The organism is Vibrio sp. Vb1166, from assembly GCF_033338695.1.
Taxonomy (GTDB): Bacteria; Pseudomonadota; Gammaproteobacteria; order Enterobacterales; family Vibrionaceae; genus Vibrio; species Vibrio alginolyticus.
In genome coordinates this window covers 56,474-82,526 of record NZ_JAWOTE010000018.1, presented here as the reverse complement: position 1 = coordinate 82,526, position 26,053 = coordinate 56,474, and the positions used below count along the sequence as shown (strand labels likewise).

The window sequence follows — 26,053 nt, the reverse complement described above, 5'->3', positions numbered from 1 at the left end:
GGGCGTTCAGTACGCCCCTTGTTGTATCTATAAACTAACCTCTGCAAGTTAGACTAATATGTGGCTTCGCGTTCAGCTGCTGCTTTATCCCATTCTGGTGCCACCGTTTCTAGGAAGTGTTTCTTGTCTGCGTTCATCTTATCCATATCCATGCCCAGTGCTTGCTGTGCTTTCGCTTTGGTCGAGATATCTGGAATTTGAACAGGGTCAGTAATGCCTTTGGTTGCCAGTAAGCGAACCAACTTGGTACGGGCGTCAGCAGCGCGGTCAACTGCAGTACCAAGTACTTCTAGTGCTACCTCAGGAGCATGCATGTGGACACCGTGAGAAGCAATCGCGTAGTCCCAACGCCATTGTGCATGGCGAATATCTTGTAGGATAGGTTCCATCTCTGCTTCTGTTGCACCTGCTTTCCACGCTGCGCCTGCTTCAAAGTGTGCCGCTACGATTTGCTTCTCGGCGGTTAGCTTCATGTTCAGTACTTGCGCTTTGCGAGTCGAGACGATGCCTTGTAGCTGCTCTTTAGTTTGGGTATGGCATTGCGCACAGGTGTCTTCAAAACGATCAAATGGGTTACCCACTTTGTGGTCTGTGTACACCGTACCGTCTTCTTTGGTCACTTTAGGCATGTGGCAGTCCACACACACCACTTTGTTTTTACCATGAATACCCGCTCTCCAAGTTTCGAAACCCGGGTGTTGTGCTTTTAGCATCGGCGCGTTAGATACGGCATGCGTCCAATCTTTGAAATTCAACGCGTCGTAGTATTTCTCCATGTCATTAACGGTGGTGCCCATATCCCATGGGAATTTAACCGCTTTAGTTGGGCCGGTGAAGTAGTATTCAACGTGACATTGAGCGCAGACCGATGCTTGCTTATCTAGGCGAGACTGTTCATCAAAGTTTTTACCAATAGTATCAAAAGCACGCTCGACGTATGGGCGAGTCAGTGCCAGCGCGGGTTCGCCTTTCTTGAAGGCTTCAGAGCCCGTGTTGTGGCAATCGGAACAACCGATAGGGTTGACGATTTCTGAGCCTAAGCGTGCCCATTTACCTTCGAAATAACCGTCTTCACCACGTTCATCAATCACGCGAGCAACGTCTGGGCTTTTACAGCTCCAGCACGCCATCGGCATAGGCCCGGACTTCTCGTCGGTTGGTGCGCCAGTACGTAAGGTTTGGCGAACATCATCAAGTGCGTAAAAGTGACCGCGCGCTTTGTTGTAGTCTTTCGCGAAGCCATAACCTGCCCACAGGATAACCATGTTTGGGTCTTCACTTAGAGCATCTTCTATGTGCTCACTTTCGGATGTTGCTTTCCAAGAGTGGTATTGGTCGGGATGGTTCTGTTCAAAGGCGTCATTTCGAGGATCGATAAAATCCTTCTCTTCTGCCGCTAACGGAGCGCCAACCAAAAATAATTGGCTGGCGAATAAGGTCGCAACCGCAATAGGTGCGCTCATCCAGTGTTTTATGCTCACAGTGTTATCTCCATATTCGTTTTTATTAGCAGCGTTGTGAGGAGCTATTCCAAATAAGAACTGGAGATCTACGATTAATAATATTGCTTAATTGGATAGATGAAATAGTGAGTGAATCTTGTCTTGTTTTAGATCAATTTACACCAGTGATCTCAGTCATGTTTGAATTTATATACCTCTAAAGTGGTAGTTGTTAAGTCATTGTTCTACAATGCCTTGGGGTTTTAACCTTTTTAAAAATAGGGTGATTTAGTTCGCTTTTTGAGCAGGTGTTTCTACCCCTTATGAATAATAGAGGTATTATAAATATAGGTTTAGCGTTGTGGCTTTCCGAAATAAGAATTGATGTCATTTGAAGATCTAAAAAATATCTTCAGAGGAAATTAATTGTCGCTCAAATAAATAATTGAGAATAGTTATCAATTATTGTCGAGCTAAGGAAAGAACAATATGGGCAATATAAAATTGACCATAGAGACAATGCTGAAACTTCTCTTCGTCTTTGCCATCTATGGTTTCTCCATCGCCGCCCATGCGACTTCTTCAGAGCCGATTGAAGGTGCTCAAGCTGAGCGTCATCAAGTCGAGTTGATCCGTGACCGAGACTACAAGTGTCTTCAATGTCATAAGGACGCCAAAGAGACTCTGAATCTATCGCATGATTCGCAAGCGTTATTGAGTCAAGGTAAGCAGCTCAATTGCACTAACTGCCATAGCAACATCGGCCCTGATCACCGTGAAGGCGCGCCTGATGTGATTAAGTTTTCTGCCGCGCAATCGAAAGAGGTACACGACAAAGTGTTCCTTGATCCAAGCATGATTCTTAAAGCCAACAGCCGATGTGTGGATTGCCATGCACCGACACAACTGAGAGAAAGCCACTGGACGCACGATGTGCACGCCAAAAACCTCACTTGTTCAAATTGCCACGATGTACACACAGCGAAAACCAAAGCGTTGTCGTACGACAGAAAACAACTGATCAAGCAGTGTGTGGATTGTCACTCTGAATTTGCCGTCGAACCTGAACTTGCCAAAGAAGAGGAGAGATAGCATGAAATGTTCGAGAAGAAACTTTTTAGCCGGCAGCGGCGCGTTGATTTTAACTACAGGCGTTGCAGGCACTTCCGTTGTTAGCTCCTCTCTTTATACCAGCAACCGTGAACAAGCGAAACGCATGGGTATGGTTCATGATGAAAATGCCTGCATTGGCTGTACCGCTTGTACCGATGCTTGTCGCGAAGTAAATAAAGTCCCTGAAGGCGTAACGCGACTTAAAATTCATCGCAGTGAACCGATTGGCGAGTTCCCAGATGTGAAATACCAGTTTACTCGCGAATCCTGTCAGCACTGTGATAACCCACCATGTGTATACGTTTGTCCAACAGGCGCTGCATACAAAGATGAAGCGACCGGCATCGTGGATGTACACAAAGAGAAATGTGTCGGATGTGGTTATTGCCTTGCTGCTTGCCCTTACCAAGTGCGCTTCTTTAATCCAGTCGATCACTCTGCGGATAAATGTAACTTCTGCCGTGATACCAACCTAGCGCAAGGTAAGCAGCCAGCTTGCGTGGAATCTTGCCCAACAAAAGCACTCATCTTTGGTGATTTAAATGACCCAACTAGCGAGGTGAGCAAAGCTATCGAAAGCCATGTTGTCTATCGCGATAAATCGCATTTAGGTACGCAACCTAAACTGTACAAAATTCCGCATAGCAAAGGGGAGGTGTCATCATGAACGGCTTCGAAAGTGCATTCCACTTTGACTCGTTAGTCTGGGATTGGATCATCGCGATTTACTTATTCTTTGCTGGGATGTCAGCGGGTGCGGTGATTATTTCTATCTATTTAAAACGCAAAGTGATTGAAGGTGATCCCGCAAACAACGGCATCATGAAAGCGATGGCTTGGCTCGCACCATTTGGCATCATTGCTGGGTTGGTAATTTTGATTTTCCATTTAACCAAGCCTTTAGAGTTTTGGAAGATCATGATCTACTACAACCCAACGTCTGTGATGTCGATGGGCGTGATCTTGTTCCAAGTGTACATGCTAGTGCTGTTTGTTTGGATTGGCGTTATCTTCCGCCATCAAATCATCAGCTTCTGTGAAGGGAAGTTACCAAGCAAACTGCTGGATTTTGCCGATGGCATTTTGATTAAGGCGGGGAAAGCCAACAACGCAATTGAATTATTCTTGGGCTTCTTAGCCATCGTACTTGCAGCGTACACTGGCTTTCTATTGTCTGCGTTGAAGACTTACCCAATGCTAAACAATCCAGTACTGCCAATCTTGTTCCTGTTCTCTAGTTTGTCCTCGGGTGCAGCAGCATGCTTGATGTTCGGTATCTTGGTATTTAAAGAGTCGACCAGCAGCCCAAGTGTGTCTTGGGTACACGGATTTGAACGCCCAGTAGTATTGTTTGAGCTGTTTGTCTTAGTGACCTTCTTTACCGGACTGATCTTCAGCGGTGGTCAGAACGAAGTCGCGGCTTGGAATGCTATTTCGAGTGGATTCTGGGCTCAATGGTTCTGGGGTGGGGTAGTGTTCATCGGCATGATAACGCCTTTGACTCTCAATTGGTTGGCGCCTTCTGAAGTGCGCCACAAAGGCAGTTACGTTTTTGTGGTCACGACGTTGAGCTTGGTTGGCGTACTTATGCTGCGTACTTTCATTCTCTATGCCGGTCAAATGACCTTAGTGTAAGGGGGATAAATGGAAGCTGAGCTAGGGTTCTTCTTACTGATATTGGTGGCTGTAACATCGACTTGTGCATCGTTGCTGCATTGGCTACGTCGTGCTATGAGTAAGAAGGCGACATTGCCGCATCAAGTCGCGATGTCCCACATCATTAGCTTAGCTTCCTTCATTTGTTTAGCACTTCTGATCGTCTGCTTCGTGCAAGACAACTTCGCGTTGGAATATGTTGTTACGCATTCCAACAGTCAACTCCCCGTAGCATTCAAGATTGCTGCCGCTTGGGGCGGGCACCAAGGCTCCATGTTGTTTTGGGTCGTAACCTTGAGTTTATGGGCGTCGTTTATTGCATTTAAGTCACCGCTCAACGCCCAATATACTGGTGACTGTTTAGGAATCATGAACGTTCTGATTGGGACGTTTGCATGGTTCACGTTAATGACCTCTAACCCGTTCGAATATGCCCAATTATTGGCTTCGGAAGGGCGAGATCTAAATCCAATGTTGCAAGACGTTGGGCTTATCATTCATCCACCATTGCTTTATCTCGGTTATGTCGGTTACGCAGCAATATTAGCTTTTGCATTAGCGGCGCTATTGGGTAAACAACCGATGAGCGATTGGTATGTGGTTGCTCGAAGCGCAGCGTTTTTTGCATGGGGAACGCTCACGATGGGTATCTTGGTGGGATCATGGTGGGCGTACAATGAGCTAGGGTGGGGCGGCTGGTGGTTTTGGGACCCTGTGGAGAACGCTTCTTTACTACCTTGGCTTACTGGTACTGCTTTGTTGCACAGCGGTGTTGTCGCAACACGCAGCAGAGGCGCAATTTGGAGCACCTACGCACTGGCGTTTGCTACGTTCAGCCTAAGCATTTTAGGGACATTCGTGGTGCGCTCTGGTGTGCTGACTTCAGTGCATGCTTTTGCGGTGGACCCAACTAAAGGTTTGGTGCTGCTTGGTGTATTGAGCTTGCTTGTCATCATCACTTTTGGCGTATTGATTTTGCGAGGAGAACAACTCCCTCGTTTTAAACTTCAATCTCTAACGAGCCGAGCTTACACTGCTTACATCGCCAAAGGGCTGCTGGTTGTTGCGACTGCCATCGTTTTTCTTGGCACTTTTTATCCGATGGTTTATCAACTGCTCGGCTTAGGGAACATTTCGGTTGGCGCACCTTACTTTAATAGTTTGACCTTTCCATTAAGCATACTGGCTCTGATTGCCTTAGCTTTCATGCCGCTGCTGAAATGGACAAAAGGCACAGTGCCGAGTGTAAGCGCTGATATTGCGATCAGTATTGCGTTATCTCTTGTCTCTGGGATCGGGTTTATCTTCTTAGTGCACGCACTGCATTTCGAAGTATTGCTAACCATAATATTGGCTACTTGGGTGATTGTGGCGCATCTCGTTATGCTGTTTCGTTGTTCCAATAAGCGCAAACTCATGCCAATCGTGATGGCACATATCGGTTTTGCGCTGGCGGTGAGTGGAGCTGTATTCAACAGTCACTACTCATATGAACACAATTTACGTGTCGAACCCGGCAGTTCTCAACAAAGGGCGGGGATCACTATCGATTATCATGGTATCGAATGGCTGGTGGGGCCAAACTACACCGCGGAACAAGGACAGATCACCTTGCACTTGGAAGATGGCCGCATGCTCAATTTCAACCCGCAAAAGCGTCATTACCCTGTGCGAGTGATGAATATGACCGAGCCTGCGATTCGTTCACTATGGCATGGCGATTATTACGTGACATTGGGTGACAAAGTCGATACTCATGCTTATGCGATTAAAGTTCAGTACCGCGCAGGTATTTGGTGGATATGGTCTGGCGGGCTACTAGCTGTGTTTGGTGCGCTATTAACCGGCCTAAAGAAAAGGAGAGAGGCTATCAATGCGATCGAGAAATACGCTTAAACTCGCAGGTCTGTTTGTGGCTGTTGCCGTGTTTGCTGTAGTAACTGCGGTGGCTTTGTCTGAGCGACCACATGTTGAATTGTCCCCACAACGAAATTTAGAGACACCGAATTTTCGCTCTACTTCTCTGATCTCTGATGACATGGTTTCTGAGCAGTTGTTCAAAAGCGACGGATATAAATTATTGAATGTTTGGGCATCTTGGTGCGGAGTATGCAAACGAGAGCATGAAGAGTTATTGCAGTTAGCAGAACTCGGTGTGCCTATTATTGGGCTGAATTATAGAGATCAAAAACAAGCCGCTCGTGAATATTTGAGCTCTAAACGAAATCCATATATTGAAGTAATTAGTGACCCTAATGGAAAGCTCGCTGTGGAGCTAGGTGTTATCGGAACGCCGGAAACTTACTTGATTGATCCAAATGGTCGTATATTGATCAAATATCGTGGAGAGCTAACGGCAGATAAATGGAACGATATATTTTCAGGATACTTGAATGTTTCGATTTAATAATCTTCTCCTCACTTTAATCCTATTTATACTATTTTCTCCTTTCACGATAAGTGCGGATTTAGAACAGAATGTTGATCTGTTTGAGTTTCATTCTGTTGAAGTGCAACAGCGTGCAACCTCGCTAGCCAAGACATTACGCTGCCCGCAGTGTCAAAACCAAAACCTTGTCGAGTCTAATGCACAGGCGGCCAAAGACCTGAGGTTGAAAGTGTATACGATGGCCAATGAAGGCAGCTCAGATCAAGAAATAAAGGACTATCTAGTTGCTCGTTATGGGAATATTGTTCTGTATCAACCACCATTAAATTATTCCACGGCGCTGTTGTGGATCTTTCCTGTGCTATTTTTGATCTTTTTTGTCTTATATTCGATCCGAATGGTGAAGCGTAATTAATGTGACCGTTATTCCACTATTAAAAATAAATTGTGCACTTAACAAGCAGAATGTTATCATTTTTCCGAATTTATGAAGTTTCCAGTATAAAGAAAATAAAAATTTTGAGCTGGATAAGTAATAAAAGAACGAAATAGGTGCACGCAGTGGATTCAGTTATATTACAACTTAAAAAAGACTTCTATTCGCAGATTCGTGCATTGCAATCACCGAACCTGCCTCAAGTTACTTCAACGCTCGCCGTGTTGACCGACGAGGAAATCCAAGAACTCGAAGCAGTTTGGATTGAACTCGCCGTTTGGAAGCGCAGTCAGACCCATTAAAAGATAGACCAAACGACCTTCTTGAAACCCCAGACAAAATTTGTCTGGGGTTTTTTATTGTAGTTTTTTTAAATTGTTATAATATAACAATTGTTCAGTTGGAGAGTGTTTCTCTTTTGCTGTCTTGAGTGGATAACTGCCCTCAATTGTGATCTCTATATTGCAAAATGCGGTATCAGTCCCCATAGTTGAAGAGCAACGAGTAAATCCCATGAATGCAATAACGAAAACGCATCAAGCGCATCAAGCAATAAATCGAGTGAGTATAGATATGGCGGAAGTACGTGCCAGAGTAGATTTTAAAGTCGGGGCAAAAAGTAACATTGATGCCGAAATTCTGTCTTTCCATGGTCTGAAGACAGACAAAGAGCATGTTGCTATTATCTTTAAACAAGCGGACCAAACTCAGGACATGCCTTTAGTTCGTATGCACTCTGAGTGTTTGACAGGCGATGTGTTCCACTCTTCACGCTGTGACTGTGGTGAGCAACTAGAAGAGACGATCAATCGCATGGGCGAGTCCGGTGGTATCATCTTGTATCTCCGTCAGGAAGGTCGTGGTATTGGTTTGTACAATAAGATCGATGCATACCGCTTACAAAGCCAGGGCATGAACACGTACGAAGCTAACAACCATTTGGGCTTTGATGATGACCTGCGTGATTTCACAGAAGCAGCACAAATGCTAGAAGCTTTAGGCGTGAATAAGATCCGCCTCGTGACGAACAACCCTAAGAAAATTCGTGAGTTATCTGAGTACGGAATTGAAATTGGCGAGGTTGTCAATACCTCTGCACATATCAAAGATGGCAACGAAAATTATCTGAAGGCAAAAGTCTCTCACGGAAAACATGACCTAAAGGTTTAATCCTAAAGATAAAACTGACAATAAAGTCTGTGAAAAACCTCATTTTTATGAGGTTTTTTTGTATCTGGAGTTGCAAATAAATTGTAAATTTGTATTATCTCGAGACTAAAGTGCAAATAAGAATAATTAGCACTACCAATACGATAATTGAAAAGCTCAACAAGGATCCTTCAGATGAATGCAAAAAAAGTTTTAGTCCAATCTATTGCTGCATCACTCCTCATTGCCAGTGGTTCTACCGTTGCTGCCACAGTAACTAAACAACAAGTAGTCGAACATTACGCGGACGTTGCCCATGCTGTATTTGCTGATTCAGTAACAACAGCGAAAGCGCTTGATGTGAAAATCGACGAGTTTCTACAATCACCATCAGCGAAAAAGCTTGAAGAAGTAAAACAAGCTTGGCTAGATTCTCGCGTGCCTTACCAACAGTCTGAAGTTTTCCGTTTTGGTAACGCGATTGTTGATGATTGGGAAGGTCAGCTGAACGCATGGCCACTTGATGAAGGTTTGATTGACTACGTAGCGGCTGATTACCAATACGAATTGGGTAACGAGGGCGCTGCTGCCAACATCATCGCGAACACTAGCCTACAGATCGGTGCTTCTAAACTGGACGTTTCAAAAATCACTCCAGAATTGCTAGCGGATCTAAACGAAGTAGGCGGTTCTGAGGCAAACGTTGCATCAGGTTACCACGCGATTGAATTCTTGCTTTGGGGTCAAGACCTAAACGGCACTAACGCGGGTGCAGGTCAACGTGCTTACACTGATTTCGTTGTCGGTTCTGAGTGTACGAATGGTCATTGTGATCGTCGTGGTGAGTACCTAAAAGCGGCCGCTGATCTACTGGTTCAAGACCTTGAGTGGATGGAAAAGCAGTGGTCCGCAGAAGTGAAAGGCAACTACCGTGAAGAGCTACTAAATGAATCTGCTGAGAATGGTCTACGTAAGATGCTATTCGGCATGGGTTCTCTTTCTCTAGGTGAGCTAGCGGGTGAGCGCATGAAGGTGGCACTAGAGGCAAACTCGACTGAAGACGAACACGATTGTTTCTCAGACAACACGCACAACTCTCACTACTACAATGAGCAAGGCATCTACAACGTTTACACAGGTACATACAAAGGTGTAAACGGCAAAGCGCTATCTGGTCCAAGTATCGCTGACCTTGTTGCTCAAAAAGACAAGAAAGCCGCGACCGAAATTCAAAAGCAGTTTGATACAACACGTAGCCAAGTTGGTGAGCTAGTGACTTCTGCAGAGAAGAACAACCAGCACTTTGACCAACTTATTGCAGCGGGTAACGCACAAGGCAACGCGCTAGTAAACGACACCATCATGTCGTTGGTAGCACAAACCGGTGCGATTGAGCGTGCGGCAAGCATTGTCGGCATCGACAGCCTAAGCCCTGATACTGCTGACCACGAGTTTTAATAAGAAAACCATAATAAATAAGGGCTCTTTGTGAGCCCTTTTGACGTTTGAGCTCGTTGTTATCACCCTTGTTGTCTATGTAGAGCAATGATATGAAGCCATACCTAATTTCTGCGCTAGCCGCGATCCTTTCTTCTTCTGCCATGGCTTATGATGTTAAGTCTGGTGGCAAAACCAGTGTTAAAAAAGACGGCGCGAATGCCTATTCTCTTCCTGCTGCTAACTTGCCAATGAGCAAACGCCTCGATTTTAGCGTCGGTAACAGCTTTTTCCGCAACCCTTGGGTACAAGCGCCAGCGTCAACAGACGCTCGTGATGGCTTAGGCCCGCTTTTTAACACCAATGGTTGTCAGAATTGTCACATCAAAGACGGTCGTGGTCATCCGCCAGAGAAAGATGATTTACATGCCGTGTCTATGTTAGTGCGCTTAAGCATTCCTGCGATGACGCCAGAACAAAAGAAAGCTTACATCAAAGATGGCGGCATACCTGAGCCGACTTATGGTGGCCAGCTTCAAGATTTCGCCCTGCAAGATCAAACGCCAGAAGGCAAAATCGAAATCACTTACACCGATGTCCCAGTGAAATTTAAAGACGGTACGACGGTGACGCTAAGAAAACCTCATTTGAACATTACCGATCTGGGTTACGGCGATATGCACCCTGATACCGAGTTCTCAGCACGCGTGGCACCGCCAATGATCGGCCTTGGTTTGTTAGAGAGTATTCCCGACGAAACGCTACTTGCTTGGGCTGATGAACAAGATGCCGACAAAGACGGTATCTCAGGCAAAGTCAATAAGGTGTGGGATATTGAGAAGGACGACTTCTCGATTGGTCGTTTTGGCTGGAAAGCAGGACAACCGACGCTAATGCAGCAAAATGCGGCGGCGTTCAATGGTGATGTGGGTCTTACGAGCCATTTATTCCCGAACGAAAACTGCACCTCGAAACAAAGTATTTGTGACGACATGCCAAATGGCGGTAAACCAGAAGTGAGTGAAAATATTCTCGACTTCGTTGAGTTTTACAGCCAGCACTTAGCAGTACCTATTCGCCGTAATATCAATGATCCTAATGTGAAGCTTGGTCAGCAAATCTTTGCTGCGTCTGGCTGTGAAAGCTGCCATAAGACCAGTGTTAAAACGGCCAAGCGACCAGAGTTACCAGCGCTTTCTGAGCAGCTTATCCACCCATACACAGACATGCTTCTGCATGACATGGGTGAAGGCTTAGCCGATAACCGTCCGGAATACTTAGCAAACGGCCGTGAATGGCGAACGGCACCGCTATGGGGTATTGGTTATACCGAAGAAGTAAACGGACACACTTACTTCTTACATGATGGCCGCGCTCGTAACCTGATGGAAGCGGTGTTGTGGCACGGCGGCGAAGCTGAAACGGCGAAACAAAACGTTTTGGCACTGAACAAAAAAGAACGTGACGCATTGATTGCGTTTCTGAACTCTCTATAAGGAAGCAACCATGAAAAAAACACTGTTAGTGAGTGCGATTGCTGCAACGTTAAGTTTGGTTGGTTGCCAATCGACCGTCGGTTCGAGCTCAGCCAAGCCTGAGAGTACAAGCCATATTTCTCAAAGCGTGTACGAGGTCGAGTTTCAATCAGCGCAGACGTTTTTAGCGCAAACCACAGAACTTGAACAACGCTTCGCGGATTACTGCGCATCAGAGTCGAAAGATGATGCACAAGTAAAACAGCAATGGCATCAAACTATGCTTGCGTGGATGGCGTTACAAGGTCAAGAACGTGGCCCTGCTATGGCGTTGGAGCAAAGCTGGAATGTTCAGTTTTGGCCAGATAAAAAGAACACCACTGGTCGTAAGATGTCTGTACTGACGAAATCTGATCAAGCTTGGAGTGCAGAAGATATTTCCACCCAAAGTGTCACCGTGCAAGGTTTAGGGGCACTGGAATGGCTGCTTTACGATAAAGCGTCGACCTTATCTAGCAACAACAATACTTGTGCGACAGGCGTTTCGATTGCAGAAAACCTCGATAACAAAGCGCAGATCATTGCGGATTCTTGGGCAGAGAATCCTTGGAAATCGCTAGAGATGACGGAATGGGAATCTGAGTACATTTCACTGCTCTCTAATCAGCTTGAATACAGCATGAAGAAGTTGAGTCGACCGCTAGCGAAGATTGGCAAGCCTCGCCCGTATTTCTCAGAATCGTGGCGTTCAGAGACCTCGCTTTCAAACTTAAAAGCCAACCTTCAAGGGATGGAAGCGTTGTACTTTGCTAACGGGAATGGTCTAGATGCGCTACTAAGAGAGCAAGGCCATGAAGATCTCGCAGACCGTGTTGTTCATCAGTTTGAAATGGCGTTAGAAACTTGGCCAGAAGATAAGAGCTTGTTTGCTGCACTACAAACAAAAGAAGGCTATCGCATGGTGCTCGCTCAGTACAATAAGCTAGAGCAATTGAAGTACCTGATTCACGAAGAAGTGGCGATCGAGCTTGGCGTGGTTATAGGATTTAATGCAACCGATGGTGACTGATCAAACCCGCCGAAACTTACTGAAAGCCGCTCTATTCGGGGCGGCTACACCTATGATGCCATTTGGTTGTGCTTCAACAAGCTCACGTGAGCCTGCGTTGATCGGCTGCTCTATCATTGGCCGAGATAAATATGCAGCGGTGGTAGCGGATGAGCATGGTATGCCGCTATCTTCATTGCCGATTCCTGAGCGTGGTCACGGTGTAGCAACCAACCAACAAGGCCACGCCGTAGTTTTTGGTCGTCGACCAGGTACTTTCTTCATGGTATTTGATTATCGCTCAGGGCAGATGATCAAACTGCAACTAGCAAAGCCAAATCGCCATTTCTATGGGCATGGCGTTTACTCCCATGACGGCACATTGCTATTTGCCACAGAAGGGGAGAGGGGGACAAGTCGCGGGATCATTGGTGTTTATGATGTGCAGAAGCAATATCAAAAAATCGATGAGTTAACAGGTTTTGGCCTTGGCCCGCATGAAGTGATCATGATGCCTGACGGCGCACTAGCGATTGGCGTCGGTGGCGTACACACCAACGGCCGTGAACCACTGAACCTTGAAACGATGAAACCGAGCTTAAGTTATCTTTCACAAGATGGTGCGTTGCTGGATCAGGTTTCTTTACCGGATCACAAGTTGAGTATTCGCCACTTAGCCCATGATGGTGCGGAAACCGTGCTTTGTGGGCAGCAATATCGTGGTGAGCCGGATGAGTATCCAGCCTTGATCGCCATGCACACGCGTGGTGGTGAAATGCAAGATCTTCAAGCTGAGCCTGAAGAGTGGGCGCGTTTCAATCACTACGTTGCGAGTATTGCAGCAACCGATGAATGGATCTTAGCCACTTCGCCTCCGGGCAGTTGTTATGGTATATGGTCTAAATCTACGGGCAAATTGGTCGAGCTAAGTGCGTTACCAGATGCCTCCGGTGTTGTGGTCTATGGCGATGAGTTCCGAGTCAGCTCTGGGGCGGGAAAAGTGGTAGAGCAAAGACCAGAGGAGTCAAAAAGTACCTTCGCAAGCGGAGTGCAATGGGACAACCATTGGTCGAGAATTATCTAGAAAGATCATTGAGTAATTACTTATAGAGAGTTTTGTTGTCGTTTTCGGCATCAGATTCTTAATTTTAAACCTGCAAGCTGTGAGATATTTGCCATACTTTTTATTATGGCAAGTAGCGCAAGGATCATTTCAGTGTTTGCTAGGGTTTTAATCATGACGGCACTTCTGGTGCCGTTTTGCAGCTTTTCCACCGTCGTTTCTCTCGAAGCTTCAGCGCAAGTCGAGCAAGAGGGAGCGGTACAAAAGCTGTCTGTAGAAAAAATGATCCATTATCCAGAGGTGATTGATCAACTGTATCAAAGCACCAATTACCGTTTGAACTGGGAAAATGAAAGTGATATTGAGCAGTTTCTTTTTCAAGTAAACCTGGTTGCACTTGCGGATGTCACCGATGAATTCGAAAATCAACTTCACCGGATAAACCAAGTAAGGTGGCAGGGAGATAATCTCGACTTCGATTTAGTGATGACAGATTCACTCTTGATGTACCTTAGTTATCTTGAGCAACTCCCCGAAGAAGGGATTAATTGGCTATTTACAGACAAAGCCCATGTTACGTTACCCGCTCCTAGCATCGATACTTTATCGGTTCTGAGTAATGAGATTACGGTTGGCAAACTTGGTCAGTTTTTGGCAAGTCTCCGGTCTCCATTACAAACAGATGATGCTTTCTACTCCGCCTATTCTTCGCTATCGGAACATTCTCAGTACCAATATCCTGCCTATCAACAAACTGGGCTAGCACGTGTTGGCGATATATTAGAAAACAGACCCCTATTGATTGAGCGAATGGAGATCGTAGGCGTAGATGTTTCTTACTTGGATTTAGTCACTGAAGAATATGACGAACAATTAGAGCTTGCGATAAAAGAGTTCCAGCGTATTCATGGTTTGAAAGAAGATGGCGTTATCGGCCCGAATACCATTCGGTGGATCAACTTTTCTCCTCAAGAGCGATTGCATCTGCTGGCGTTGAATTCTGAGCGTTCAAGAATTTGGTCGAAAGAAAGGGATAATGTTGTCTTTGTTAACGTGCCTGGATACGAAGTCACGTATTGGCATGACGGTCAACCCTTGTTTGAGTCTAAAGTTGTGGTAGGGAGAGCATCAAGAAAAACACCCATCATGTCGGTGGCATTGGATTCAGTTATTCTCAACCCAACTTGGAACGTGCCTTGGACTATCATGGTTAAAGACATTATTCCTAAAGTAAAACGTAATCCGATGTATTTGATTAACCATAACATTCAAATCATTCGGTCTTGGACTTCGAACGAAATTATTGACCCTACAACCATCAATTGGGCAACGGTGAATCCGAGAACATTTCCTTATCGTATGCGACAGGCGTCGGGCTTACAAAATGCACTGGGATTGTACAAGTTCAATATGCCTAACCCACAAGCTATTTATTTGCATGACACGCCAAGTAAGAACTTGTTTGAACAGGACAGACGCGCATTCAGCTCAGGATGTGTTCGTGTAGAACATGCAGACCAGTTAGCAGAACTTCTGTTCAAAACTCAGGGGCTGGAAGAACGTTTAGCGAAAAAGCGAGAAAGTTCTCGTCGGTCTAACACGTCAGTTCCTTTGGGAGAGCGCATTCAAGTACACATCATTTATCAAACAGCATGGTTGGAAGAGGGAACGCTTTACTACCGTGATGATATCTATAAGTACGATCACCGCAGTTGAAATCTTTAAGGAAAATTTACAAAACGAAGAATTCTCTTTTCGTTCAATAATTAATCAATAATTACTGCATCTGAAAATCAAGATGGAGCATTTTATGCATTTGACGTGACAAATGTGTTTGGTTAATGTCCACGACTTGTCTAGTTGTTGAGCACTGTATTTTGAAATGGTAAGTCGTAACTTTTCCCGCCGAGATTTCCTTAAAATGACCGCTGGTGGTGTGGTGTTGGCGTCTGCCCTGCCATCATTTTCTTGGGCTTCACTCCCTGACGAGCCACGTGCGCTGGCGATGAACAACCTTAATACTGGAGAGATCCTCGAAACATGCTATTTCGATGGAAAACGATACATTAATGATGAACTGCAAAGGCTGAATGAGTTTTGTCGAGACCATCGACGAAATGAGGTTCATCCCATGGATAGACGCTTGTTCGATCAAATAAGTCAAATTCAAAAGTTAATTGGTACAGAAGCAGAGGTGATCGTCATTTCAGGTTACCGTTCTCCTGCCACTAACGCCTCGCTGCGCAACGGGTCTTCTCGTGTAGCGAAAAAGAGCATGCACATGGAAGGAAAGGCCATTGATTTCCGTTTAGACGGCGTGAAGCTTTCAACGGTTCGTGATGCTGCATTAAGCCTAAAAGCCGGTGGCGTGGGTTATTATCCAGGCAGTAACTTTGTTCATATCGATACGGGTGCTGTTCGTTCCTGGTAGTGCCAGTTGAGACAAGGTTTCTAGTCTCAGAACGTCGTCGATTACCCACAGTTCAAAGCTTGAAGTCGCTAGGCCTTAGTGTCATAGTTGCGGCAGTTTTCACGCAAATTTATTCGGTATAGGTTATCTATGGCTCTGAAATACCAAGTTGTTCCAGTAACATCTTTCTCTCAAAACTGTTCTATTGTCTGGTGTGACGAAACCATGAAAGGCATTGTGGTTGACCCAGGCGGCGATGAAAAGCAGCTCGCTATGCTTATCAAAGAGCTGGGTGTTGACGTGGTAAACCTAGTGCTAACACACGGTCACTTGGACCACGTAGGTGGCACGGAGCCGCTGTCTGCACTGCTTGGCGGTACAGAGATTGTTGGTCCTCACAAGGCAGATAACTTCTGGTTGCAAGGTTTGGAAGGTCAGAGCCAAATGTTTGGTTTCCCACTGACAGAAGCGTTTGAACCGCACCAATGGCTAAGTGAGGGTGACACTGTCACTTTCGGTAATCAAGTGCTGAACGTATTCCACACACCTGGTCATACACCTGGTCACGTTGTGCTTTACAGTGAAGAAGCGCGTTTAGCGTTTGTGGGTGACGTTTTGTTTAACGGTAGCATTGGTCGAACTGACTTCCCACAAGGTGATTTCAATACGTTGATTAGTTCTATCAAAGAGAAATTGTGGCCTTTAGGCAGTGATGTCACGTTTGTCCCTGGTCACGGCCCTCAATCGACTTTCGGTCATGAGCGTAAAACTAACCCGTTCGTTGCTGACGAGATGCCGCTTTACTAAAAGTGCGTGTACTAAGCATTATTCTGGCTCGGCGGCAGCTAAGTATCGCCGAGTCAGTCCCACAAAATCCTCAGCCTCACGATCTAGATCACTTGCTGATATAAATAGATCGTAGCCATAAAAGCCTCTCTGATACTTCATCCGGTTGGCGAGCATCGCTAACAAACCTTTGTACTCAATCCCATCTCTGTTTATATACGGTTTAGGGTCAAGCACTATATCCTCAAACTTATCTTCACACTGATTTTGTTTCGCGCCTAAGTAAAGCAGTGCTCGCTGGCTGAGGAGAATTTCTGTCGCTATACGAGGGCAGATTGAATTTAAGTAGGGTGAGTAGTGTTTTAGACGAATACCGATCCAAGGTAGCGGTTGGTGCCACCCTTCCTGTTGGTAGCTACAAATACCGATTGACTCAATATTTCGCCATCGGACGACCCAACCTCCTTTAAAAAGGTGTTGCTGAAAGTGAGAAGCTGTCAGCGTAAAAGTGACTTGGCTTTTCTTAATCATCAAGATGGCGAAACCAACGATTGCAGACATCAAAATGACCGACAACATGGCTTGCTTCCATCCCGGAGAAATGGCAACCAAAAACAAAGTGATGAGTGCAACAAGCAACAAAAGTATTCTGTTGATAGGGGAGTCGGGTTTGAAATGTGAATTTGTTAGGTGCAGCGTTTCCATGCTTATAACCTCATCGAATACTTGTCCAAAAATAAGTGGGTAGCTTTATGTGCATTGATTTGCATTTAAAATAAAACAAACCTCTGTTTTTATACCCAGTATTCAATAAATCCGTTCATAAAATATCTGATTAAATAGTAGACGTTCTATGCTTTGAGCGCATTTTTCATCGCGTTTCGCCGCTAAAACCTACAAATTGCTTGTGAATTTTGGTATAAAACGCGCTTCAAATTTTCATCCCTGCTGAGATGCAGTGAACTGGAGAAATATTCAATGAGACTTGCTCATAAGCGTAAAGTGCAGATGAAACTGCAAAAACGCATTAAAGCGACAGTAGCAAACTTAGCTGCAGCACCTAAAGCAGTGAAGCCTGTTGCGGAAAAAGCAGTAGCACCTTCTGTTGCTGAAAAAGCTGTTGCGGAGAAAGTAGTAGCTGATAAAAAAGTAGCTGCAGTGAAAACAGTTGATGTTGCCCTTACTCCTAAGCAACAACAAGTATTAGACATCGTTATGGCGAATGCTGAAGGTATTAACCCTAAAGGCATCGGTCTAGCTGCAGGTCAAGAAGATACTAAAGCGGCATCATGGGCTACTGGCGCACTAAAGAAGCTTCTTGAAGAAAACCTAGTTCAAAAAGAGCAGTTAGCAGGTAACAAAGTTATCTACAAAGCAGTTTAATTACCGCTACCGTTCTAGATTGAATACCTCGGCCGATGCCGAGGTATTTTTTTATCTTGGTATTGGAAATAATGCATTAAGTACTGACTTTAACACTGCCAATAAGTGGTTTGTCACATTTTCTTAAATACTATGTAAATTTTTTGGCAGAAAAATACGTACGTATTGTCTTTTATTTTTATTCATAGATAAAAATATAATTTATTGATTTTGCTATTAACAGTCTTTTGTCATGACGGTTGTCCTACGTACTTGTACGTAATACCTTAGGCTAATGCCTTATTGATGAATTACTCGCTTCCGTGTTCATGCCCATTTCGCATTAGACAACATTGTTACATCTTTTATACCGAATACAGCCAATCCTAATGAAATGGATGACAACAATAACCTTGGTGATAAAGGACGTGAACGATGAGTCTAATCCAAAAATCTTTAAAACGAGTGCTCAAAACAACCGCTGTCGCTGCCGCGATGGCACTCGCAGCGACTTCTGTAAACGCTGCTGAAAAAGTCTATCGTTTAAAGCTTGCTGAAACTTGGGGGCCTAATTTCCCAATTTTTGGTGATACCACAAAAAACATGGCCAAAATGGCGGAAGAGATGTCCAACGGACGTTTGCAAATCCGCATTGATTCCGCAAACAAGCATAAAGCGCCTTTTGGGGTGTTTGATATGGTTAAGTCGGGTCAGTATGACATGGGTCACTCAGCGTCTTATTACTGGAAGGGTAAGGTTCCAAACACACTTTACTTCACTTCTATGCCCTTCGGTATGTTGCCAACTGAGCAGTATGCATGGTTTTACTACGGCGGTGGTATGGAGCTGATGGAAAAAGTGTACTCTCCACATAACTTGATGTCTTTCCCTGGCGGTAATACCGATACTCAGATGGGCGGGTGGTTCCAAAAAGAGATCAAGTCCGTCGAGGACTTACAGGGTTTGAAAATGCGTATCCCAGGGTTTGCTGGTGAGATTTTGGCTGAGTTAGGTGCCAAGCCAACGAATATCGCCCCTGGTGAGCTATATACTTCTCTAGAGCGTCGCACAATTGATGCCTTGGAATGGGTTGGTCCATCGCTGGATCTACGTATGGGCTTCCACAAAATCGCGCCTTACTACTACACAGGTTGGCATGAGCCAGCGACTGAGCTTCAGTTCCTCGTTAACAAGCGTACCTGGAATCGTCTACCTGATGACCTAAAAGCGATTTTGCAAGTAGCCATGAAAACGGCCGCTTACGATATGTACACGCAATCGAAACACGAAAGTGGCAAAAACTGGGCATCTATTAAGTCTGAATACCCAAATGTTGAAGTAAAAGATTTCCCACCTGAAGTAGTAGCTGCGTTGCGAGAAGCAAACGATCGTTTGTTGAAAGAACATGCAGAAAAAGATGCTTTGGCGAAAGAGATTCAAGAGTCGCAAGCGAACTATATGAATCAAGTTCGACCATGGTCAGATATTTCGCACCGAGCGTACTTAAACAGTCAAGCTCAACAATAACGTTATGAAGCAGGCGATGCCGAGAGGTTTAGCCTGCTATCGAAGCCCAAGAAAACTTCATAATGAATGCTCCGCACCATAGCGGAGCGCATCTAAACGTTCCACGGAGTTCGGAATGAGAAGTCTTATTTATATTGAGCGATTATTTAACCGCTTTAGCGATTTCCTCGGATGGTTATCCAGCATCCTGTTTATTTTGTTGTTAGCAAACGTTGTGTACGACGTTGTCATGCGTTACGTGTTTAATGATGTGTCTATCGCATTCCAAGAAATGGAATGGCATCTATTCTCTGCCGTGTTCTTGCTTGGTGTGCCTTACGCAATTAAGTCCGGTGGCCATGTTCGCGTCGACATTTTTTATGAACGCTTATCTTACAAAGCACAATCCATCATCGACATCATAGGCACACTATTTTTCTTATTCCCTTTTTGCCTACTGGTAGCTTGGTTTGGTGTTGATTTCGCTAAGGAAAGTTACGCGTTAGGCGAGACGTCTGGTGACCCAGGTGGCTTACCATATCGTTGGATTATCAAAGCGATGATTCCGCTGTCATTTTTCTTTATGGCGGTGAGTGGTATTGGATTGTTACTTCATTCAATCAACAAAATTGTCAACCCTCATCTCATCTATGCCGGTAATAACGGTAAGTCGTAAAAGGAAGTCATTATGATCGGTATAGTGATGTTTTTTGTTGCGCTCTTTGCGCTTCTATTGGGATTTCCCGTTGCCTTTACTTTTGGTGGTATCGCGCTGATTTTTGGTGTTTGGGCTGAAGGCATCGAGATGTTTGCTTTTATGCCATATCGAATTCAGTCCATTATGGAAAATACGGTGCTAATGGCCGTACCGCTGTTCGTTTTTATGGGGCTAGTGCTACAGAAAACGAAGCTTGCTGAACAGCTACTAGAATCAATGGGGCGTTTGTTCGGTGGCGTTCGCGGTGGTATCGCTATTTCTACCGTGTTAGTTGGCGCATTGCTTGCGGCTTCAACGGGTGTGGTAGGCGCATCAGTTGTTGCGATGGGCTTAATATCTCTTCCTGTGATGCTCAAGTACAATTACGACAAAGGTTTAGCGTGTGGGACTATTTGTGCGTCTGGCACGTTGGGCCAAATTATCCCACCTTCTATCGTGTTGATCTTGTTGGGTGATGTACTTGGCGTACCGGTAGGGGACCTATTTCAAGCTGCGATCTGGCCCGGTATTACACTTGTTGGCGCCTATGTGATCTATATTCTCATCTACGCGAAGTTGAACCCTCAAGCCGCACAGGCGATAGAGCGCGATGAGTCGATCAGTCGTAAACAAGAAGTGCTCACCGCACTGAAAGCTGTATTGCCACCTTTAGCATTGATCATCGTGGTATTGGGCTCCATCTTTGCAGGGATTGCAACACCAACAGAGTCAGCGGCACTGGGTGGTGCAGGTGCGATTATTTTATCGCTATTGTATAAGCAGTTTAGTTGGTCGATGATTTATGATGCATCAAAAGAGACAGTTAAAGTAACCGCAATGGTCTTTGCGATCTTACTTGGTGCGACCGCCTTCTCAATGGCATTTACCTACACTGGTGGTGATTATTTAGTTGAAGAGTGGATGTTAGAACTGCCGGGTGAAAAGTGGGGATTCCTTATTATTACCATGGTGGTGATTCTGATTTTAGGTTTCTTTATCGACTTCGTTGAAATCTGTTTTATCATCGTGCCAATTATTGCGCCAGTCGCTGAATTGATGGGCATTAATATGACGTGGTTTGCGATTCTTATTGCGATGAACTTGCAGACGTCGTTCCTCACACCGCCATTTGGCTTTAGTTTGTTTTATCTAAAAGGTGTCGCTCCAGCAGGGGTTACTACGCGTGATATCTACAAAGGTGTGATGCCATTCATCGCGATTCAGATTGTTGTGTTGGCGTCTTTGCTGTTTTTCCCAGGTTTTTACGGTATGAGTTAATCACTCGATAATAAAGAGATTTTGTGAACTGAGAGTTTTTACCTTTTGAGACAAGTTGTTAAGCTGTTAATTATGTCTATGCAGACACAATCGATTCGTTTGTACTGCTAAGATAGTAAGCTGTAAAGGCAGCGTTTCATGGAGGGAAGGGATGCCTCTCAAAGCAAAGTTAATTCTGCTGACACTGATACCCGTGGTATTGGTGTCAGCGAGTATCAGCTGGATCTCTATCTATCAAACTAAGACCCTTGGCAAAAGGGAGGTGGAGATCTTTCATCAAAACCTGATCCAATCAAAAGAAGCGGCGCTGAAAGATACGGTCGACGTCGCTTTTGACTCCATTTCTTACATCTACAACGATCCGACTTTAGAAGAGAGTGTTGCCAAAACGCGTGTGAAAGCGATTTTAAATCGTTTGAGTTATGGGTCGGACGGCTATTTTTTTGCTTATGATAAATATGGTACCAACCTTGTACACCCAGTTCTTCCGGAGCTTGTCGGGGAAAACTTACTCTATCTTGAAGACGAAAATGGCGATCGCTTAATCGAAGCTTTATTGTATCAAGCGCAATCAGGTGGTGGATTTCATCAGTACCTGTGGCAAAAGCCATCTACGGGTGAAGTCGTCCCTAAGCTTAGTTACGCTGCATGGCTCGATAAGTGGGAGTGGATGATAGGGACTGGGCTGTATATTGAGGATGTCAGCCGAGAAGTCGCCAATATGCGCGCGGCAGTGAACAAAAATATCGAAACGACATTTTTCTCAGTCGTCGTGATCTTAGCGGTGACCGTTGCTGTAATCATTGTTCTCACTCTGGCGATCAATCTGCACGAGCATCGCCTCGCTGATAAGAACCTGAAAGAATTGGCACATAAAACCGTGATGTTCCAAGAAGATGAGAAAAAGCATTTAGCGCGAGAACTGCACGATGGAATCAATCAGTTGTTAGTCTCCAGTAAATGTCATTTAGACTTAATGAGTCATAGACTGGAAGACGAAAAACTCAAATCCCACTTAGATAAATCACAACGATCGCTCGTCACCGCGATAAATGAGGTGCGGCATATTTCTCATCAGCTCCGTCCAAGCGCCCTCGATGATATCGGTTTAGAAGCAGCACTGACGACCTTGCTACAGGATTTTCATTCCCATTCCGGGATTGATATCGAGAGCAATTTCGATACTCAGCAGCACAAACTGACTTCGGAAGTCGCAACGACGCTATATCGCGTCGCTCAGGAGTCTTTGAATAACATTGAAAAACATGCGCGAGCGAAAAAAGTAACAGTTACTTTGCAAAAAATGGGCAATATGCTGCAATTACTCATACGTGATGATGGCGTTGGATTTGTGGTTAACCAAGCAGTGCACCAACAAGGGATTGGGTTAAGGAACATGCAAGAGCGTGTAGAGTTCATCGGTGGTGAATTTGAGCTAATGAGTGAGCTTGGCTTGGGAACAGAGATTACCGTGCTGCTTAATTTGGATGAAATAGTTTATGGATAAACCGATTAGTGTAGTGATTGTCGATGATCATCAAGTGGTGTTGGATGGCTTCATGGCTCGTTTGGAGTTAGAGCCTGACATCGAAGTGGTGGGTACAGCAAGTAATGGTTTGGAAGCGATAGAGGTCGCAAAGCACTTGCAACCGGATGTCATATTGATGGATATCAGCATGCCAATAATGAACGGTATTGAAGCGACTGGTGTGATTAAAGAAGCTCGCCCAGAGAGCAAAATACTTATGTTGACCATGCACGATAATCGCGAGTACATCATGAAGGTTATGCAAGCTGGTGCCGTAGGATATATGCTCAAGGAAATCTCGGCCGAGAAAATGGTGCAAGCAATAAAAACGGTGAACCAAGGCTCGACGTATTTCTGTGAATCCGTCACACAAACACTCTTTACCCAAGAAGTGGTGCCTGCCACGCAAAAAACGAATCCTCTCAGCCGCAGGGAAGAAGCGGTACTTAAATTAGTTGCTCAAGGAAACAGCAGCAAGAAAATCGCCACTTTACTCAATATTAGTTATCGAACGGTAGAGACGCATCGCCATAACATTAAGCACAAGTTGGACTTACATTCGACGGCAGAGTTAGCAAAATATGCGTTTGAAACTGGGTTGACTGAGTAGGAGAGTAGTGCCCGCAAAAAGCGAGCACGTGGGAGCGAAACTAATCGGCTTTGGTAATGCTACCAAGCTCTAGCATTGGAGCAACATCGATGTCCTCTGCATTCATCATCGTCGAGATGCGTTGAACGGAAGATAGTAGAAGGGATTGCTCCCATTCTTCCAATTTTTGGAATCGATTAATGAAGTGCTCTTGCAGCGGCGTTGGTGCTTGTTTTAAGGCTTCTTGGCCCTTGCTCGTAAGTACAGCATGCACTTTACGCTTGTCTTGAACACTGCGCTGACGCTCAACAAACTGGCCTCGTTCTAGTCTATCTAGAATGGTCGTTGCGGTCGCTTGGCTCATGTTAGTGTGGCTAGACAACTGTTTAATCGTCACGTTATCTAAGTCATTGATAGCGCGCATCAAAATCAACTGTGGAGCAGTCAATCCAGACTCTTTGCTCAGCTTTTTAGAATGTAAATCAATAGCGCGGATGATCTGACGAATCGAGACCAATACTTCTTCGTACTTTTCCAATTTATTCATCCAGTCTGTAGGGAACATTTATCGAGGCGACACTAACTTAAATGCGCCCTTATTTAAAGGGGGGAAATCAAAAATTACCTCTACAATTTTACGCCGTGTCCTCAATACCATTTTGTCGCGCCTTTTCGACAAAATAAGAAGAGCTAAAATTATTATAGCAATAAATGTTTGTGGTCTAACTATTGTAGTAGTGATTTGTTCTATCAAAGGCCGTAACTACACAGTGAAAAGTAAGTTATTGGATTTTTTTAATAGCAAAAAGATAGACAAAAACGTGTCAAATGATAGGATCTTGCGCCTTCACGGAATGCAAAACGTATCGTGTTCGAAAGATTTTTTGTTTGGTACGTAAAAACACTACAAAAATAGAGAGGAACGATGACAAAGGGTATAGATAAGTACAGTATCGATAGTACCGACTATACGGTAGGTCAGGACAACGTTCAAAAATGGGGTTTTGATGTTCATAACCCAGTTTTTGGTATTAGTGCAGGTTTAATTGCGCTGTTTCTTGTCGCTGCATTAGTTCTAGATGCACATACCGCAAAGACGGCACTTGATGGGCTGAAGTGGAAAATTATTGGTTCATTCGATTGGTTGTTCATTATTGCAGGTAACATTTTCGTTATTTTCTGTTTGGCGCTTATCGTCTCACCAATGGGTAAGATCCGACTAGGTGGTAAAGACGCTGTTGCCGATTACTCGTTTATGTCATGGCTTGCAATGCTATTTGCAGCTGGTATGGGTATCGGTTTAATGTTCTGGAGTGTTGCAGAACCTGTCGCTTACTTCACCGGTTGGTATGAAACGCCACTTGGTGTTGAGGCAAATACACCAGAAGCCGCGAGATTGGCACTGGGTGCAACGATGTTCCACTGGGGCCTTCACCCATGGGCAATTTACGGTGTTGTAGCACTTTCTTTAGCATTCTTTGCCTACAACAAAGGTTTACCGCTATCTATGCGTTCGATCTTCTACCCACTTCTGGGTGATCGTGCATGGGGTTGGGCTGGCCACATTGTGGACATTCTGGCTGTGCTTGCGACTTTATTTGGTCTTGCTACATCCCTAGGTCTAGGTGCGCAGCAAGCAGCAAGTGGTATTCATCACGTATTTGGTGTTGAGCCAGGCCTAGGTCTGCAAATCGTCGTTATTACCGTGGTGACTTTACTTGCTGTTGTTTCAGTCGTACGCGGCATCGATGGTGGTGTTAAAGTCATTAGTAACATCAACATGGTTGTGGCGTTCTTGCTACTTCTCCTTGTTGGTCTTATCGGTTGGGCGGCGAGCCTAGGTTCGATTCCAACCACACTTATGGCATATGTAGAGAATATCATCCCACTAAGTAACCCGTTTGGTCGTACGGACGAAGCTTGGTTCCAAGGCTGGACAGTGTTCTACTGGGCTTGGTGGATTTCATGGTCGCCATTCGTAGGCATGTTCATCGCGCGTGTTTCTCGTGGCCGTACCGTTCGCGAGTTCATCACAGCAGTTCTGCTGGTTCCAACGGCGGTTACCGTTGTTTGGATGTCTGTATTTGGTGGCCTGGCGATCGAGCAAGTTGTTGATAAAGTAGGTGAGCTGGGCACAAATGGCTTGACTGACGTATCACTTGCTATGTTCCAAATGTTTGATGTTCTTCCATTTGGTAGCATGCTTTCTATCATCGCTGTTGTGCTGGTACTTGTGTTCTTCATTACGTCTTCTGACTCTGGTTCACTTGTTATCGACAGTATCACGGCAGGTGGTAAAGTCGATGCACCTGTACTTCAACGTGTCTTCTGGGCATTCATGGAAGGTGCAATTGCGGTTGCTCTGCTATGGATTGGTGGCTCCGAGGCGGTTCAAGCTCTTCAGGCTGGTGCCATTTCTACAGCACTGCCATTTACCTTCATTCTGCTTGCAATGTGTGTGAGCTTATTGATGGGTATGCGAACTGAGCGTCAGTAATTCGGCATTTTATAAAACCGTTTGACTAACAATTAATCAAAAGGCCAGCAATTTGCTGGCTTTTTTTGTGCGGTTTTTATGACGCTCGAGACAAAAAAATGACACATGAAAGTTCATATTTTACAAAGAGTTAATGTGCTATTTTGTTTTTTAAAAATTAGTGAATAGTCGTAAAAAAGTGTGTAATATTCA

Annotated in this window: 25 protein-coding genes; 22 read left to right on the top strand and 3 right to left on the bottom strand. The window is 44.9% G+C overall.

Translation table 11 applies throughout. The features are described 5' to 3' along the window. Nucleotides 1-53 precede the first annotated feature (53 nt). Complete coding sequence (gene nrfA, locus R7E51_RS17340; protein WP_031778935.1) at nucleotides 54-1,481, bottom strand: ammonia-forming nitrite reductase cytochrome c552 subunit; 1,428 nt, start codon at nucleotides 1,479-1,481, stop codon at nucleotides 54-56. Nucleotides 1,482-1,931: 450 nt separating this feature from the next. Here nrfA and nrfB point away from each other — a divergent pair, with 450 nt between their 5' ends. From nrfB to R7E51_RS17265, 15 genes are all read left to right on the top strand, one after another. Beyond that, on the top strand, nucleotides 1,932-2,534 hold the full coding sequence (nrfB, locus tag R7E51_RS17335; RefSeq protein WP_005376830.1) for a cytochrome c nitrite reductase pentaheme subunit: 603 nt from the start codon (nucleotides 1,932-1,934) through the stop codon (nucleotides 2,532-2,534). A 1-nt stretch (nucleotide 2,535) separates the two neighbouring features. After that, a complete protein-coding gene (gene nrfC, locus R7E51_RS17330) occupies nucleotides 2,536-3,222 on the top strand; it encodes a cytochrome c nitrite reductase Fe-S protein (RefSeq protein WP_005376833.1) in 687 nt (228 codons plus the stop codon). After that, nucleotides 3,219-4,190 (top strand): cytochrome c nitrite reductase subunit NrfD, encoded by a 972-nt coding sequence (gene nrfD / locus R7E51_RS17325; RefSeq protein WP_206957887.1) that lies wholly within the window; start codon nucleotides 3,219-3,221, stop codon nucleotides 4,188-4,190. Before nrfC ends, nrfD begins: the two co-directional genes overlap by 4 nt. 9 nt (nucleotides 4,191-4,199) lie before the next feature. Further along, nucleotides 4,200-6,107 (top strand): heme lyase CcmF/NrfE family subunit, encoded by a 1,908-nt coding sequence (locus R7E51_RS17320; RefSeq protein WP_206957885.1) that lies wholly within the window; start codon nucleotides 4,200-4,202, stop codon nucleotides 6,105-6,107. Continuing rightward, the gene (locus tag R7E51_RS17315; protein WP_025767281.1) at nucleotides 6,085-6,618 is read left to right on the top strand and encodes a DsbE family thiol:disulfide interchange protein; all 534 of its coding nucleotides are present in this window, start codon (nucleotides 6,085-6,087) and stop codon (nucleotides 6,616-6,618) included. The genes R7E51_RS17320 and R7E51_RS17315 overlap by 23 nt, the downstream gene beginning before the upstream one ends. Then, nucleotides 6,605-7,015, top strand: coding sequence for a heme lyase NrfEFG subunit NrfF (gene nrfF / locus R7E51_RS17310; RefSeq protein ID WP_017636119.1), 411 nt, complete (start codon nucleotides 6,605-6,607; stop codon nucleotides 7,013-7,015). Before R7E51_RS17315 ends, nrfF begins: the two co-directional genes overlap by 14 nt. Before the next feature lie 146 nt (nucleotides 7,016-7,161). Beyond that, nucleotides 7,162-7,338 (top strand): hypothetical protein, encoded by a 177-nt coding sequence (locus R7E51_RS17305; protein WP_020480909.1) that lies wholly within the window; start codon nucleotides 7,162-7,164, stop codon nucleotides 7,336-7,338. Nucleotides 7,339-7,609: 271 nt separating this feature from the next. Next, complete coding sequence (locus R7E51_RS17300) at nucleotides 7,610-8,206, top strand: GTP cyclohydrolase II (protein ID WP_025767283.1); 597 nt, start codon at nucleotides 7,610-7,612, stop codon at nucleotides 8,204-8,206. Between the two features lie 174 nt (nucleotides 8,207-8,380). Continuing rightward, on the top strand, nucleotides 8,381-9,643 hold the full coding sequence (locus R7E51_RS17295; protein WP_206957884.1) for an imelysin family protein: 1,263 nt from the start codon (nucleotides 8,381-8,383) through the stop codon (nucleotides 9,641-9,643). A 92-nt stretch (nucleotides 9,644-9,735) separates the two neighbouring features. Beyond that, nucleotides 9,736-11,118 (top strand): di-heme oxidoreductase family protein, encoded by a 1,383-nt coding sequence (locus tag R7E51_RS17290; RefSeq protein ID WP_206957882.1) that lies wholly within the window; start codon nucleotides 9,736-9,738, stop codon nucleotides 11,116-11,118. Nucleotides 11,119-11,128: 10 nt separating this feature from the next. Then, nucleotides 11,129-12,166: an imelysin family protein gene (locus tag R7E51_RS17285; RefSeq protein WP_005386819.1), complete on the top strand. Its 1,038-nt coding sequence runs from the start codon at nucleotides 11,129-11,131 to the stop codon at nucleotides 12,164-12,166. Then, nucleotides 12,147-13,229 (top strand): DUF1513 domain-containing protein, encoded by a 1,083-nt coding sequence (locus tag R7E51_RS17280; RefSeq protein ID WP_017820460.1) that lies wholly within the window; start codon nucleotides 12,147-12,149, stop codon nucleotides 13,227-13,229. Before R7E51_RS17285 ends, R7E51_RS17280 begins: the two co-directional genes overlap by 20 nt. A gap of 153 nt (nucleotides 13,230-13,382) precedes the next feature. Beyond that, nucleotides 13,383-14,924: a L,D-transpeptidase family protein gene (locus R7E51_RS17275; protein WP_005376852.1), complete on the top strand. Its 1,542-nt coding sequence runs from the start codon at nucleotides 13,383-13,385 to the stop codon at nucleotides 14,922-14,924. Nucleotides 14,925-15,090: 166 nt separating this feature from the next. Then, complete coding sequence (locus R7E51_RS17270) at nucleotides 15,091-15,639, top strand: DUF882 domain-containing protein (RefSeq protein WP_031778936.1); 549 nt, start codon at nucleotides 15,091-15,093, stop codon at nucleotides 15,637-15,639. A gap of 129 nt (nucleotides 15,640-15,768) precedes the next feature. Next, nucleotides 15,769-16,425, top strand: coding sequence for an MBL fold metallo-hydrolase (locus R7E51_RS17265; RefSeq protein WP_005386824.1), 657 nt, complete (start codon nucleotides 15,769-15,771; stop codon nucleotides 16,423-16,425). A gap of 18 nt (nucleotides 16,426-16,443) precedes the next feature. Here the strand turns inward: R7E51_RS17265 and R7E51_RS17260 are convergent, their stop codons facing one another. After that, entirely contained in the window at nucleotides 16,444-17,109 is a 666-nt protein-coding gene (locus tag R7E51_RS17260; RefSeq protein ID WP_005386825.1) for a DUF2982 domain-containing protein, read from the bottom strand. A gap of 273 nt (nucleotides 17,110-17,382) precedes the next feature. Between R7E51_RS17260 and R7E51_RS17255 the strand changes: the two genes are divergently transcribed. The 6 genes from R7E51_RS17255 (at nucleotide 17,383) to R7E51_RS17230 (ending at nucleotide 23,385) form a co-directional block, all read left to right on the top strand. Next, the gene (locus R7E51_RS17255) at nucleotides 17,383-17,787 is read left to right on the top strand and encodes a hypothetical protein (protein ID WP_005376863.1); all 405 of its coding nucleotides are present in this window, start codon (nucleotides 17,383-17,385) and stop codon (nucleotides 17,785-17,787) included. A gap of 414 nt (nucleotides 17,788-18,201) precedes the next feature. Beyond that, nucleotides 18,202-19,293: a TRAP transporter substrate-binding protein gene (locus R7E51_RS17250; protein WP_017636112.1), complete on the top strand. Its 1,092-nt coding sequence runs from the start codon at nucleotides 18,202-18,204 to the stop codon at nucleotides 19,291-19,293. A gap of 115 nt (nucleotides 19,294-19,408) precedes the next feature. Beyond that, a complete protein-coding gene (locus R7E51_RS17245; RefSeq protein ID WP_053306570.1) occupies nucleotides 19,409-19,948 on the top strand; it encodes a TRAP transporter small permease subunit in 540 nt (179 codons plus the stop codon). 12 nt (nucleotides 19,949-19,960) lie between these two features. After that, the gene (locus R7E51_RS17240; RefSeq protein ID WP_005376871.1) at nucleotides 19,961-21,247 is read left to right on the top strand and encodes a TRAP transporter large permease; all 1,287 of its coding nucleotides are present in this window, start codon (nucleotides 19,961-19,963) and stop codon (nucleotides 21,245-21,247) included. Nucleotides 21,248-21,398: 151 nt separating this feature from the next. Continuing rightward, nucleotides 21,399-22,754, top strand: a complete 1,356-nt coding sequence (locus R7E51_RS17235) for a cache domain-containing protein (protein WP_005386831.1) — start codon at nucleotides 21,399-21,401, stop codon at nucleotides 22,752-22,754. Beyond that, complete coding sequence (locus R7E51_RS17230) at nucleotides 22,747-23,385, top strand: response regulator (protein WP_005376875.1); 639 nt, start codon at nucleotides 22,747-22,749, stop codon at nucleotides 23,383-23,385. The genes R7E51_RS17235 and R7E51_RS17230 overlap by 8 nt, the downstream gene beginning before the upstream one ends. A gap of 40 nt (nucleotides 23,386-23,425) precedes the next feature. Here R7E51_RS17230 and R7E51_RS17225 read toward each other — a convergent pair whose 3' ends face one another. Then, the gene (locus R7E51_RS17225; RefSeq protein WP_005376877.1) at nucleotides 23,426-23,902 is read right to left on the bottom strand and encodes a MarR family winged helix-turn-helix transcriptional regulator; all 477 of its coding nucleotides are present in this window, start codon (nucleotides 23,900-23,902) and stop codon (nucleotides 23,426-23,428) included. A 387-nt stretch (nucleotides 23,903-24,289) separates the two neighbouring features. Here R7E51_RS17225 and R7E51_RS17220 point away from each other — a divergent pair, with 387 nt between their 5' ends. Beyond that, entirely contained in the window at nucleotides 24,290-25,861 is a 1,572-nt protein-coding gene (locus R7E51_RS17220) for a BCCT family transporter (protein ID WP_005376879.1), read from the top strand. Nucleotides 25,862-26,053: the final 192 nt, after the last annotated feature.

What these genes read in the sequence shown, in the direction of transcription:
- R7E51_RS17230 (WP_005376875.1), top strand. Translation starts at nt 22,747, where the DNA reads ATGGATAAACCGATTAGTGTAGTGATTGTCGATGATCATCAAGTGGTG.
- R7E51_RS17235 (WP_005386831.1), top strand. Translation starts at nt 21,399, where the DNA reads ATGCCTCTCAAAGCAAAGTTAATTCTGCTGACACTGATACCCGTGGTA.
- R7E51_RS17290 (WP_206957882.1), top strand. Translation starts at nt 9,736, where the DNA reads ATGAAGCCATACCTAATTTCTGCGCTAGCCGCGATCCTTTCTTCTTCT.
- R7E51_RS17240 (WP_005376871.1), top strand. Translation starts at nt 19,961, where the DNA reads ATGATCGGTATAGTGATGTTTTTTGTTGCGCTCTTTGCGCTTCTATTG.
- R7E51_RS17265 (WP_005386824.1), top strand. Translation starts at nt 15,769, where the DNA reads ATGGCTCTGAAATACCAAGTTGTTCCAGTAACATCTTTCTCTCAAAAC.
- nrfF (WP_017636119.1), top strand. Translation starts at nt 6,605, where the DNA reads ATGTTTCGATTTAATAATCTTCTCCTCACTTTAATCCTATTTATACTA.
- nrfC (WP_005376833.1), top strand. Translation starts at nt 2,536, where the DNA reads ATGAAATGTTCGAGAAGAAACTTTTTAGCCGGCAGCGGCGCGTTGATT.
- R7E51_RS17275 (WP_005376852.1), top strand. Translation starts at nt 13,383, where the DNA reads ATGACGGCACTTCTGGTGCCGTTTTGCAGCTTTTCCACCGTCGTTTCT.
- R7E51_RS17260 (WP_005386825.1), bottom strand. Translation starts at nt 17,109, where the DNA reads ATGGAAACGCTGCACCTAACAAATTCACATTTCAAACCCGACTCCCCT.
- nrfB (WP_005376830.1), top strand. Translation starts at nt 1,932, where the DNA reads ATGGGCAATATAAAATTGACCATAGAGACAATGCTGAAACTTCTCTTC.
- R7E51_RS17220 (WP_005376879.1), top strand. Translation starts at nt 24,290, where the DNA reads ATGACAAAGGGTATAGATAAGTACAGTATCGATAGTACCGACTATACG.
- R7E51_RS17300 (WP_025767283.1), top strand. Translation starts at nt 7,610, where the DNA reads ATGGCGGAAGTACGTGCCAGAGTAGATTTTAAAGTCGGGGCAAAAAGT.
- R7E51_RS17285 (WP_005386819.1), top strand. Translation starts at nt 11,129, where the DNA reads ATGAAAAAAACACTGTTAGTGAGTGCGATTGCTGCAACGTTAAGTTTG.
- R7E51_RS17295 (WP_206957884.1), top strand. Translation starts at nt 8,381, where the DNA reads ATGAATGCAAAAAAAGTTTTAGTCCAATCTATTGCTGCATCACTCCTC.
- R7E51_RS17245 (WP_053306570.1), top strand. Translation starts at nt 19,409, where the DNA reads ATGAGAAGTCTTATTTATATTGAGCGATTATTTAACCGCTTTAGCGAT.
- R7E51_RS17320 (WP_206957885.1), top strand. Translation starts at nt 4,200, where the DNA reads ATGGAAGCTGAGCTAGGGTTCTTCTTACTGATATTGGTGGCTGTAACA.
- R7E51_RS17315 (WP_025767281.1), top strand. Translation starts at nt 6,085, where the DNA reads ATGCGATCGAGAAATACGCTTAAACTCGCAGGTCTGTTTGTGGCTGTT.
- nrfD (WP_206957887.1), top strand. Translation starts at nt 3,219, where the DNA reads ATGAACGGCTTCGAAAGTGCATTCCACTTTGACTCGTTAGTCTGGGAT.
- R7E51_RS17270 (WP_031778936.1), top strand. Translation starts at nt 15,091, where the DNA reads ATGGTAAGTCGTAACTTTTCCCGCCGAGATTTCCTTAAAATGACCGCT.
- R7E51_RS17250 (WP_017636112.1), top strand. Translation starts at nt 18,202, where the DNA reads ATGAGTCTAATCCAAAAATCTTTAAAACGAGTGCTCAAAACAACCGCT.
- R7E51_RS17255 (WP_005376863.1), top strand. Translation starts at nt 17,383, where the DNA reads ATGAGACTTGCTCATAAGCGTAAAGTGCAGATGAAACTGCAAAAACGC.
- R7E51_RS17280 (WP_017820460.1), top strand. Translation starts at nt 12,147, where the DNA reads ATGCAACCGATGGTGACTGATCAAACCCGCCGAAACTTACTGAAAGCC.